This window comes from Rhodoferax sp. UBA5149 (assembly GCF_002413825.1).
Taxonomy (GTDB): domain Bacteria; phylum Pseudomonadota; class Gammaproteobacteria; order Burkholderiales; family Burkholderiaceae_C; genus Rhodoferax.
Genome location: NZ_DHXT01000191.1, coordinates 1 through 10,467, shown reverse-complemented (window position 1 = coordinate 10,467; position 10,467 = coordinate 1). Strand labels below are relative to the sequence as shown.

The 10,467-nt window shown below is 56.9% G+C and carries 11 protein-coding genes and 1 pseudogene; 3 read left to right on the top strand and 9 right to left on the bottom strand.

Annotated features, from left to right (window positions below; all coding sequences use genetic code 11):
- Window positions 1–995: pseudogene (locus B3V69_RS17185) on the top strand (hypothetical protein); the annotation flags it as partial.
- Window positions 996–1,057: 62 nt separating this feature from the next.
- Here B3V69_RS17185 and B3V69_RS17180 read toward each other — a convergent pair.
- The 5 genes from B3V69_RS17180 to B3V69_RS17160 all read right to left on the bottom strand — a co-directional run bounded on the left by B3V69_RS17180 (window position 1,058) and on the right by B3V69_RS17160 (window position 5,561).
- The gene (locus B3V69_RS17180) at window positions 1,058–2,671 is read right to left on the bottom strand and encodes a tetratricopeptide repeat protein (RefSeq protein WP_296448219.1); all 1,614 of its coding nucleotides are present in this window, start codon (window positions 2,669–2,671) and stop codon (window positions 1,058–1,060) included.
- 25 nt (window positions 2,672–2,696) lie between these two features.
- Complete coding sequence (locus tag B3V69_RS17175; protein ID WP_296448218.1) at window positions 2,697–3,389, bottom strand: sensor histidine kinase; 693 nt, start codon at window positions 3,387–3,389, stop codon at window positions 2,697–2,699.
- Window positions 3,390–3,594: 205 nt separating this feature from the next.
- The gene (locus tag B3V69_RS17170; protein WP_296448217.1) at window positions 3,595–3,801 is read right to left on the bottom strand and encodes a dodecin; all 207 of its coding nucleotides are present in this window, start codon (window positions 3,799–3,801) and stop codon (window positions 3,595–3,597) included.
- Window positions 3,802–3,952: 151 nt separating this feature from the next.
- Window positions 3,953–4,675, bottom strand: a complete 723-nt coding sequence (locus B3V69_RS17165; RefSeq protein WP_296448216.1) for a crotonase/enoyl-CoA hydratase family protein — start codon at window positions 4,673–4,675, stop codon at window positions 3,953–3,955.
- A 28-nt stretch (window positions 4,676–4,703) separates the two neighbouring features.
- Window positions 4,704–5,561, bottom strand: coding sequence for an alpha/beta fold hydrolase (locus B3V69_RS17160; protein WP_296448215.1), 858 nt, complete (start codon window positions 5,559–5,561; stop codon window positions 4,704–4,706).
- A gap of 191 nt (window positions 5,562–5,752) precedes the next feature.
- Between B3V69_RS17160 and B3V69_RS17155 the strand changes: the two genes are divergently transcribed.
- Window positions 5,753–6,331 (top strand): TetR/AcrR family transcriptional regulator, encoded by a 579-nt coding sequence (locus B3V69_RS17155; RefSeq protein WP_296448214.1) that lies wholly within the window; start codon window positions 5,753–5,755, stop codon window positions 6,329–6,331.
- 88 nt (window positions 6,332–6,419) lie between these two features.
- Here the strand turns inward: B3V69_RS17155 and B3V69_RS17150 are convergent, their stop codons facing one another.
- Entirely contained in the window at window positions 6,420–7,157 is a 738-nt protein-coding gene (locus tag B3V69_RS17150; protein WP_296448213.1) for an SDR family NAD(P)-dependent oxidoreductase, read from the bottom strand.
- A 154-nt stretch (window positions 7,158–7,311) separates the two neighbouring features.
- On the bottom strand, window positions 7,312–7,932 hold the full coding sequence (locus tag B3V69_RS17145; RefSeq protein ID WP_296448212.1) for a hypothetical protein: 621 nt from the start codon (window positions 7,930–7,932) through the stop codon (window positions 7,312–7,314).
- 254 nt (window positions 7,933–8,186) lie between these two features.
- On the opposite strand from B3V69_RS17145, the gene B3V69_RS17140 reads away from it, so the two are divergent.
- Entirely contained in the window at window positions 8,187–8,798 is a 612-nt protein-coding gene (locus B3V69_RS17140) for a glutathione S-transferase family protein (protein WP_296448211.1), read from the top strand.
- A gap of 3 nt (window positions 8,799–8,801) precedes the next feature.
- Here the strand turns inward: B3V69_RS17140 and B3V69_RS17135 are convergent, their stop codons facing one another.
- Complete coding sequence (locus tag B3V69_RS17135) at window positions 8,802–9,281, bottom strand: 2,4'-dihydroxyacetophenone dioxygenase family protein (protein WP_296448210.1); 480 nt, start codon at window positions 9,279–9,281, stop codon at window positions 8,802–8,804.
- Between the two features lie 116 nt (window positions 9,282–9,397).
- Window positions 9,398–10,249, bottom strand: coding sequence for a LuxR family transcriptional regulator (locus tag B3V69_RS17130; protein ID WP_296448209.1), 852 nt, complete (start codon window positions 10,247–10,249; stop codon window positions 9,398–9,400).
- Window positions 10,250–10,467: the final 218 nt, after the last annotated feature.

Genomic DNA, 10,467 nt, shown 5'->3' with positions numbered 1-10,467 from the left:
CAGAATGCAACACTACACTAGCAGCTATTACTTTCGTAGCGTATCTGAATCAAAACGGTCTCAGTGATCCGCAGCTGCGCTGGTACCTGGACTATTGCTGCCGTGACGATTACGGCGCTGGCATTGCCACGGTGTCGGCCTGGGCCGGCATCCACTACTTTGCCAGCCGCCACGGTTTTCACGCGCCCGGCGTGGAGACGGCCGAGCGCGACAGCGTGCTGACCTGGCCCGAGGGCAACGCCTGGCTCACCCGGCGCCTGGCCGCGCCCCTGCAAGAGCGTCTGCACACCGGGCGCGTGGTGCTGCGCATCGCCCAGGTCAAGCACGGCGTCGAGGTCGACGCCTTCAACACCGCCACGCAAACCCTGGAGCGCTGGCAGGCCAGTCGCGCCATCGTGGCGCTGCCCATCTTTGTGGCGGCCCGCGTGCTGCAGGATGCGCCCGACTTTCTGCGCCAGGCGACGGCCCGCACGGCGTATGCGCCCTGGCTGGTGGCCAATATCCATATCCAGGCCGCGCTGCATGATCGCCCCGGCCCAGCCCCGAGCTGGGACAACGTGCTGTACGGCGCGCCGGGCCTGGGCTACGTGGATGCCATGCACCAAAGCCTGCAGCCGGTGCCGGGTGCCACCGTGCTGAGCTACTACCGCGCGCTGGGCGATGTGCCGGACGGGCGCCGCCAGCTGCTGGAAAAACCGTGGGCCGCCTGGCGCGACGACATCCTGACGGAGCTGGCTGTGGCGCATCCCGATCTGCCCGGCAAAACCACCCGCATCGACATTACCCGCTACGGTCATGCCATGGCCGTTCCCCGGCCCCTGAGTTCAAGTCAAATCAGCCCGCAGCCCTCGTCAAACAAGCGCAGCGCGCTACAAAATTCAGAGCAATTGCGCATTACCCACGAGCGCCTGGCGTTTGCCCACAGCGACTGGGCCGGTTACTCGGTGTTTGAGGAGGCGTTTACCATGGGGCACGGGGCCGGGCTCGCTGCCTGAATTGGCAGTGGGGTGCGCTGGCCATCCGCGAACGTCATTCAGCAAACAGGTGGTGTAGCGCCTTATTTTGCGTTCACCATCCGGGCCAAAGCGCCAGCATAGCCATGGTACTTTTTATTGGCCGGATTCAATTCATGCACGCGACTCAGCAGGTCTTTTATCTCAACGGTCATAAGATCATTTTTGCCTTCCTTGCTCATCAGGCCGATCAATAAACCGCACAGGTTCATCAGGATAACTTCGTTGTTCGGCAGGTTTTGCAAGGCCTGTCTCAGAAGCTTCACCCCTTCCTCGAATTCGCCGGCCTTCGCCAGCATGACGCCCTGGTTATTGATGTCGACGACTTGCTGGCGCGATTCCTTGACGAGCGAGCGGCCTTCGTCGCCCAGTTGTTCGCTGTCAAACAGGGCTTCAACCTGGCGGGAGATTTCAGCGTTCTCATGGTTGTTTTTCACGACATCGCGGAGCAAATCGCAGGCCCGGTCTTTCTTCCCCAGCTTGAACAGTGACTTGGCCATTTGCATCGCGACCTCACTGCTGACCTTGCCGGCCAGTTTTTCCAGCAACTGTTCGGCACCCGCCATCGCGGCTTGCGCCTTCTCCGATTGCCCCAACTTTTGATAGACAGCGCTTTCGGCCGCTGCGGTTTGGATCGCGGCTTCCGGGTTGTCTTTGAACTCCTTTTTGCTTCGTTCAAGGACTTTCAGGGCTTCGTCAGGCGTGCCCTTGTCGGAAAACACCCTGGCCAGTCCGGCGTAAACCGCCGGGTTCTTGAGAGAAGAAAATTCGCTGACCTTGATGGTTTTCTCAAAGGCCGCTTGCGCGATATCCAAAGCGCCATTTTTATAGGCGGTATCGCCAAGGGTTTTTTGTCGTGTCAAAGAATTGGGCGAGAGCTTGACCGCGTCAAGAAGAACCTGCTGCGCCTCTTCTCCATTGCCGAGTACATCCAGGGTTTTGGCCAGCCAGTCGGAGGCTTCCAGAAACATTCTGTTCTCCTCCAGGACTTGCTGGAAAATGTCTTTCGCGTCGGCATAATCGCCGGTATAAAAAAGAATCTTGCCCAGCCCTGTTTTTGCCCACGGAACGCTACGGGCAGCCAACACCGTTTCAAATAGTTCTTGGGCTGTTTTGTAGTCCCCGATGGTCAGCAGCAAGTCACTCTTGATCCGCAGGATCTCCTGGGGATTCAAAGGTTTGGCTTGCAGCTGTTGATCGCATTGGGCGATGGCGGTGACGTAATCCCGTGCTTTGATGGCCGTTTCGATACCACTGAGAGACTTCTTCTTGATGATCAGTTTTTCCAGTCTGCTTTCCAGCAAGCTTTGATTGATGGGCTTGAGCAGGTAGTCGTCGGGCTTGACCTCGGCCGCGCCCATCACCATGTCGGTGGTTTTTTCCGCGGTGACCATCACCCAGATCGTGGACACCCCGATATAGCTGGACAGCCTTGCTTCCTCCAACACCTGCTGTCCGTTCTGGCCGATACCGAGGTTGTAATCACAGATCACGATGTCAAAGCTATTCATTTGCAACAGCTTCATGGCCTCCTTGCCATTCGCCGCTGTATCGACCTTGATGACGCCCATTGATTTGACAAGGTCTCGCAGCATCGTGCGCATGCCCTGGAAATCGTCAATGATCAGTATGCTGGCTTGCTGCAAAGGAGAGGACATTGCTGGAGTCTTTCGTCAATTAGGTTTAGGGAAGTCTCACCACAAAACATCCGCCCCCATACGCGCCGCCATTTTCGATGGTGAGCGAACCTTGATGGCTACCGTTTTTGTGCATGCTGGCCGCGCGGGCCGCGAAATGAAAGCCCAGACCGGTGCTGCCGCTTGAAAAATTGATGCCTTTATGGGCCGAGACCGGGCCGTTCTGAAGCATGCTTTGCGGATAGCCTTGACCATTGTCTTCGACCCGCAGCTCAAGGTAAGCGCCTTCTATTTTTGCGACGACACGGATCTTGTCGCCAGTGTAGTTATACGCGTTGTTCAAGGCGTTGATCAATATGCCCGTGACCAAGTACCGGTCGACATACCAATAGCAACTCTCATCACAATCGACCGAAATGGCTATTCCCTTGAATTCCATCATGGTTCTGTTCTGCAGCACGGCCTCTTCAATCACATCGACCACGGATTGTTCCGCTATGTCCATCGGATAGATGGATTCCCCGAACTTATAGAGGCTGAGCAATTGAATGAGGTTCGCATTCATGCGGTTGGCCTCGTAGATGATCAGCCCCAAGCTCTCGTAGGTTGGCGTATCGCCCCGCTGCCGACATTGAATAGCTATTTTCTCCAGCGAACTCACCTGCATATTCAAGGAGTTTTTCATGTCGTGAATCGACGAGGCGATGAAATCCGTGAAGTTGATGTCTTCCTGTGTCATATTGTTTGTCCCTCATGTTTTCCCAGGCATCGGCTATTCACACCACCTGCGCGCGACTCGGATGTCGTTGAAGCGGTGGCGTGCGAATTCGTGGTGACCACCTCGGTCTACAAGGCGTTCATCAGCTTGGCACAATGCGCCGGGCTCTTGATCCCGCCGGTCATCCGGTAACCCGCGGACTTGAGCGCAGCATCGAGCGATGAGCTTAGTCCAGCGTGAATCCGATTTTCAGGGACACCTGCCAGTGCGCCACCTTGCCATCGATCACTTGGCCTCGGGTCTCGGTGACGGTGAACCACTGGATGTTGCGTACCGTCTCATGCGCCTTGGCGATGGCGGTGCTTACAGCGTCTTCCATACTGACGCTGGAAGAACCGGTTAGTTCAAGCAGTTTGTAGACATGGTTACTCATCGCATTGCTCCCAAGAGTTGATCGGTCTGTCTCTTGGAATCTTACGCGGTTTGCGTTGAAACCACAAACACGGCGCAAGGCCACGGGCAAGCGGCGCGCGCTGGCGGGCAGGGCCGCCGCCAGGGTGTTGCCGCCGACTTCAAGCCCATTGTTACGCGGACTTTGAGGCGGTGTTCCTGATGCGGGCCGTCCAGTCAACCATGTCTTCGTTGATGGCTTCATGAAGGGCCGTGAGAACTGCACCGCGAAGACGAAGCTTGGTGGCGGTGAAAGAGGGCGCATGAAGCTTCTGCAGGCGCGTCGTGTTGCTATGGAGCGCGGACGCGAGCGATGCTGCCGGAACAACCTCATCGAGAAAGCCGGCAAGTACCGCCTTGTGGGGCGAATAAGGTTGCGCGGACAGCGTTGCGATGTTCAGGTGCGCCGGGGCAAGGCGCTGCCGACACACTTCAACGGCAAAGCGCGGTAGTGTCAGACCAATCTGCAGCTCGTTGACCTGAATCGTGGTTTCCCGGTCCAGGCCTATGCGCACGTCGGCGCAAAGCAAGAGAAATGCGCCCATGGCAATCGCGTGGCCGGTGCATACCGCGACCACCGGGTGCGCAAACGAAAGCAGTCTTTCCGTCAACCGGGCGCCGGCCTCCAGCATTTGATACTGTTCTTGGGGATCACCTTTGAAAACAGCCAGATCAAAGCCACCAGAGAACATGCCGGTGCGGCCCGTCAGCACGACGATGGCCTGGTCTGCTTGAGCCCGGTCGAGCGCGGTGTTCAAGGCTTGCAACATGCGTGAGTTCATGACATTGGCTTTGCCATCGTCCATCTTGATGGTGGCGATGCCGGCGTCAAATTCATAGGTAAGCGGTGCATTCATCGTGCGCTCCTGCCGTGTGGTCGATGTTCTAGGTCAATTGAAAAGGAATGAATTCTGCGCTGTGAGGGCGAAGTTCCAAGTTCAAGAACTCGCCTATCGCCTGGGTCAATTCAGGGGCCATCAGGATTTTCATGTGCCCATAGACACTGGTTTTTATCAGGCGCGCGCCAGGGCAGAGGGACCGAATTTTATCGCCTTCGGTGTGATTAACAAAACGATCCGATTCATCGTAGAACAGCAAGAGATCCGATCCCGTGTTGGTAAAAGAACGCCCGGTACTCAAGCGCTCCCACGTGTCATTGAACTGCCCTGCAATGTAGTTTTTGTAAAGTTCCAGCACCCGGTTTCGAGGACCGAGTTTTTTTCGGATGACCTCAATGGGCGGGAAGGGGTGCGAAGGCGCGCAAATGCAGACGTAGCGACTGGCCCCAATGTTTTTCAGACCGCGTGCCGCCATCATGGTCAGCGCTCCAGCCGAATGACCCACATAAGCATAGACTTCCTGATGAAGCGATTGCGTCAGTGCCGCAATATCCACAATGAAATGTTCCCAGTCGGTATGTCGCTGCGGCGAGCTCCCATGACCCGTGACGTCAATGGCCACGCACTTGAAGCCCAGTTCGGCAATGGTTGATGCCAGTGGCGCAAGTTGCGCGGCGCGGCCGTTCCATCCATGCACAAAGATAACCAATGGCCCATCGCCCCAGACCCAAGCGACATTCTGATTGTCGGGGCCATAGTGCAACACGCTGGCTTTAGCCATTGCTTCTTGTTGGGGCGGCAAAATGGAGGGGCGCTGGCTTCTGGTCGCCAGGAAACGGACGATGCGAATCGCGGCCCTGTCGGGAACCCATTTGACAAGATGTCGGGTAAATTTAAGCAGCATGTGATTCCAGTAGGAGGGGTTCGGTCAAGGTCAATCTCGGTGCGTGTGATTTTTGACAATCAATGGCAACGTTAACAACTTTGACAATATGATCAAGAACATATTCAGGGCTTGGCGTCAAGCGCCCTCGACTATGGATGTACTTTTAACCCAATAGCAACATGATCCAGTGACAAATACGAGAGCACGCGATGCCTTATCCGAAACACCACGCCGCCAAAACCCGCGAGAAGATTCTTGCCTGCGCTTACAAGCTTTTCATTGCCAGAGGTTTTGACGCCACATCGATTGACAGAATCATGCGGGATTGCCAGTTAACCCGTGGCGCCTTTTATGCGCACTTTCAGAGCAAGAGCCAGCTTTATGGCGCAGCCATCGCGCAGGCTGCCATGCAAAGCCGACTGGCTGGGGATCGGCCAACCCATTTGAGCGAGAAAGCCTGGCTTTTGGAGCTGCTGACCTCCTACCTTTGCAAGGATACGTCCGCAAAAACGGACTGGCCGTGCCCCCTCGCCTTCCTCGCGACAGACGTTGTTCGCCGCGAGCCGGAGGTCAGAGCGGCCTACACGGCGTCGTTCGCTGCGATGAACACGCATATCCGGGAACTCGCCCAGACGTACTCCAACTGTAGCGAGGCAACCGTACTGTCGGTGACAGCGATGCTGATTGGCACGGTAGCTATCGCAAGGACCCTTGACAACGAGCGTTTGCGTATCAGTTTGCTGGAGTCCAGCGTCCAAACGGCAGTGATGCAGTTGGGCTTGGCATAGTTTCCGAGCCATGACCGGTTCTGTCGTGGCAAGTGCTGAATACCAGCCAGGTGAACCCGATGAGGCGTGATGCAAAAACTGGCGCCTGCTACAGCACCAAGGTGAGTCCGCCGTCGACGACAAAGATTTGCCCTGTGGCGTAACGGGTTCGCAGCAGGCCAAGGGTTGCTTGCACACAGTCGTCAGGGGTGGCCGAGCGTTTGAGCGGCGCCATGGCCTTGACGCCGTCATGTTGCGCCTGCCAATCCTTGGTCCACGGTGTCTCCACCAGGCCGGGCGCGACGGCGTTCACGCGCACCGGTCCACAAGACTTGGCCAGCAATAAAGTCATGTGGTTGAGCGCCGCTTTGGTCATCGAATACGCAATCGAACTACCGACCGGGCGCACGCCCGCAACGGAGGTGATGTTGACGACGTTGCCGTCGTCGCTTTGTTTGAGGTAGGGCATCGCTGCCTTCGTGAGTATCCAGGTGCCTATCACGTTGACATCAAAGGTGCGCGTAAAGATGTCGTCGGTCAGGGCCTCCAGATCATGATGGGGCACGACAGTGGTCCAGCCCGCGTTGTTCACCAGAATGTCCAGTTTTCCGAAGCGCTGCAGTGTGGCGGCGAGCAGTCGCTCGCCAGACGCCTTGTCGCTGATGTCGGCCTGTACGTAAAGGGCGTTATCGCCGAGCTCTTTGGCCAATTTTTCGCCGGCTTCAACGGACGACGCCGAATTGATGACGACGGACGCGCCGAGTTCTGACAGGCGACGGGCGATTGCCTCGCCGATACCGCTGGTTGATCCCGTCACTACTGCAACTCTGCCGGAAAACTCACTCATTGTTCCCACCTTTTGTGCTTAAGGGGGCCAGAATATCCGGCCTCCGCTGCCCGAGTATCTGGTCTTTGGGTTGGGACGGCAAGCGCCATCTCCCTCATGACGTGCCGGGCTGGGTAGCCGGGCACGGCATTGAGCGATTGAAACGAGACGTGACTTACTTGGCGGCGGAAGCCTTTTGAAAGGCCTCGAGCTGCTTCAGGGCCTTGATGTCTTCTTCGGTCAGCTGATGCGATTTGCAGCGCGGATCGTTGTTTTGAATGGCGTGAATCATGGCGCGGGAAATCGGAATGGTTTCGCAGCCATGACCGGCTTCGCAGATCGAATCAAACTCAGGGCGAGCCTTGATGTGGCAGGTGAAGCAGTTGCCACCAAAGCGGTTGACCACATCAGTGAAACCACGTTTGTGGATGGATGAGCCTTCTTTGGACACGTCCAGCTCGAAATACTCCCAGTCGCGGGTGGCGGCGTTGTATCCCGCATCGTGCTTCACCATCACTTCGCCAGGCACCAGCTGCACCACCGAGCCGGGCGGATAGATGCCACCATTCTCCGACTTGGCGACCGCAACGGTTTCCTTGAGCTTGCCCAGCAGGTTGTCCACGTAGAAATGGCGCACCGGCGTCATGTCGGTGATGCAGTGGAAGGTTTTGTTGTCGATGCTGATCTTTTTCTCATCGCCCGCTTGCGCGGCGAATGCACTGCCGGCAAGCAGTAAGGCCATGCCGGCGGCGACGCCGCGCCACAGCGAGGAAAGGCTGTAATTTTTAGTCATCATGATGCGAACCCTTAAAAATGGGCGCCATAAGGCGTGGATAAAGTGCAATAAAATTGCCAACAATTATATTGTGAGCAATTGAATTATACTGCGGATCGAATTCTTTGCTTGCAGCTGGCGGTGATCGGTGAAATCCAAGTCCGAATGTTCTTGATGCGTGTCAAGTGCGGGACTGGACCACCAATCCATCGCCGTCAACAATCGGGAATGTTTTTGGTTCAACACTGCCTTTTTTTCTCAACCCAAGGAATCCCATGATCGAAATACACCACTTGAATGAATCACGCTCACGCCGCATTACCTGGATGCTCGAAGAGCTGGGCGAGCCCTATGAAGTGTTGAGTTACCGGCGCGACGCCACGACGCGGCTTGCACCGCCGGAGCTCAAGCAGATCCACCCGCTGGGCAAGGCGCCCGTGTTGCGCGACAACGGCGAGGTGTTTATCGAGTCCGGCGCCATCATTGAATACCTGGCCCGCCAGTATGGCAACGGCAGTTTTGCACCAGCGATGGGCACGCCAGACTACAACCGCTACATGCAGTTTCTGCACTACGCTGAAGGCTCTGCCATGCTGCCGTTGATGCTCAAGCTCTACGTCGGGCGTCTGGGCGAAGCCGGTGCCCCGCTGCACCCGCGCATCGAAAGTGAGCTGCAAAACCACTTGGGCTTTCTGGACCGGGAACTGGAAAAACGAGACTACTTTGTCGGTGACTCGTTGAGCGGCGCGGACGTGCAAATTTCATTCATTGCACAGATTGCGGTCAAGGGCGTAGGGCGCGACGCTTACCCCAACCTGACCCGCTTTGTCGATCTGATCGAAGCACGCCCCGCCTACCAGCGCGCGATTGCCAAGAGCGGGGCATAGCCGTCAGATTCCGATGACCTTGGGCCGTGGGTGACCTGCCAGCTCGCACAAGGCCAGGTAGGTATCGAGAATGAATTTGGCATCCCAGACACTCTCCACATCACCGTTATCGTTCAGATTGAGGTTGGCGCCACGAATGGCAAACCAGGCTTCTGTCGTTTCGGTGTTGGTGGCGGGTACGTGGAAGGTATGGATCGATCCCGCGGGCTCGAACAAATACGAGCCGGCAATGTTGAGCTCCGGGTACTCCAGGTACTTCCATGAGCCGGAAAAAGTAATTGCAAATACCTCGCCGGTATGTTTGTGGCGCTGCAGCGTAACGCCGGGTGCAAACCGGGCGCGTACCACCCACAAACCGGCCTCAACGTCAATTTGCAGAACCTGAATATCCAGGCCTTCCATGAAGGTCACGAACGGCAGGTCCGATACGTTGCGAAGATCGACGGTGGGAATTCCGGGGATGGCAGGGGGCATGGTGGTCATGGTGGGTCTCCTTGTTGTTGAACGTGTTCTGTCGGTATCGTTATCCGACGGCGCGACATTAAAGAAGACGTTGAACAACGTCTATTGCGAAGATTCGCGATAGCGCACAGGATTGTTCAGAGGCGGGCCGAAGGGGCCGGGCTCGACAGTATCTTGATCAAGCGTGCGGTGGAAGTCACTTCCAGCTTGTGACGAATACTGCGCAGTTGGTGGTCCACCGTGGAAAACGAGCGGTTCAAAGCCCTGGCAATTTCCTTGTAACTCATACCTGAAGCGGCCAGTCGCGCGACCCTTGTTTCGGCAGGTGTCAGTCGCTGCATGATGGCGTCGAAGGAGGATCCGTTCACAGTGGGGATGGGGTCATCATCCGGGTCGCCCAAGCGTGCAGACGCCGACAGAATAGGCCCCAACACTTCGCGCGACAGGTTGTCGAAGCACTCATACTGCCCGGCACGCCAGTCGGAATGTTTTTCGACATGGTCGATACAAAGCAGACCGAACCGATGGCCCTGATGCTGCAGTGCAACGGCAATTTTGGAATAGGTGCCCACCGCCAGCAGGTTTTCTCTCAGGTCGCTGCGGAACAGTTTTTCCTGTGAGATATCCGTATAAACAATCGGACGCGAAGATGTCCATAATTGGATCACCGCCGGGTCGAAGTTGTTGATGTGTACGCCGCGTAGAGACGGCACATCGATGTCTTTGCTGCGCGCTTCGGCCGCCGCGGGCTCATAGGTCAATGCGCCGGGGCTGCCGTACCCGCCATCCACGCGTTCGACATCAAAGGCCTCGCGTATCCATTCGGCGGAAAATTGCCAGCACGCGTCAGGATCGTCCAGCCGCAGCAGAAGCTGGGCCGCCAGTTCCCGGCTGTGACGCCACGTAATGGCGCCTTGTCGATCGAGCAACTGGCCACGCAATTGTCTTTGCGAGGCGAGCAATTCACAGGGATCAAAGAATCTGGCCATGGGTCTTCTCCAGACAATACCGACAGGATCTCAACGCGATAAATGACGATCCCACCGATGCTAACGCAGTGTCAATGAACATGCTCATCCGGCGCGGGGAGCAGGCGAGGTTCACGGTTGAGAAGGTCGATCTGGCGCAGCAGAAGGCTCATGCTGCGCCAATCGCCGCCTCGTTGGCCCCGTCGCTCACCACGGGATAGGGCAGGCCGGTGGCTAGT

Excerpts from the sequence above, each read along its gene's own strand:
- B3V69_RS17180 (WP_296448219.1), bottom strand. The coding sequence starts at position 2,671 with ATGTCCTCTCCTTTGCAGCAAGCCAGCATACTGATCATTGACGATTTC.
- B3V69_RS17175 (WP_296448218.1), bottom strand. The coding sequence starts at position 3,389 with ATGACACAGGAAGACATCAACTTCACGGATTTCATCGCCTCGTCGATT.
- B3V69_RS17170 (WP_296448217.1), bottom strand. The coding sequence starts at position 3,801 with ATGAGTAACCATGTCTACAAACTGCTTGAACTAACCGGTTCTTCCAGC.
- B3V69_RS17165 (WP_296448216.1), bottom strand. The coding sequence starts at position 4,675 with ATGAATGCACCGCTTACCTATGAATTTGACGCCGGCATCGCCACCATC.
- B3V69_RS17160 (WP_296448215.1), bottom strand. The coding sequence starts at position 5,561 with ATGCTGCTTAAATTTACCCGACATCTTGTCAAATGGGTTCCCGACAGG.
- B3V69_RS17155 (WP_296448214.1), top strand. The coding sequence starts at position 5,753 with ATGCCTTATCCGAAACACCACGCCGCCAAAACCCGCGAGAAGATTCTT.
- B3V69_RS17150 (WP_296448213.1), bottom strand. The coding sequence starts at position 7,157 with ATGAGTGAGTTTTCCGGCAGAGTTGCAGTAGTGACGGGATCAACCAGC.
- B3V69_RS17145 (WP_296448212.1), bottom strand. The coding sequence starts at position 7,932 with ATGATGACTAAAAATTACAGCCTTTCCTCGCTGTGGCGCGGCGTCGCC.
- B3V69_RS17140 (WP_296448211.1), top strand. The coding sequence starts at position 8,187 with ATGATCGAAATACACCACTTGAATGAATCACGCTCACGCCGCATTACC.
- B3V69_RS17135 (WP_296448210.1), bottom strand. The coding sequence starts at position 9,281 with ATGACCACCATGCCCCCTGCCATCCCCGGAATTCCCACCGTCGATCTT.
- B3V69_RS17130 (WP_296448209.1), bottom strand. The coding sequence starts at position 10,249 with ATGGCCAGATTCTTTGATCCCTGTGAATTGCTCGCCTCGCAAAGACAA.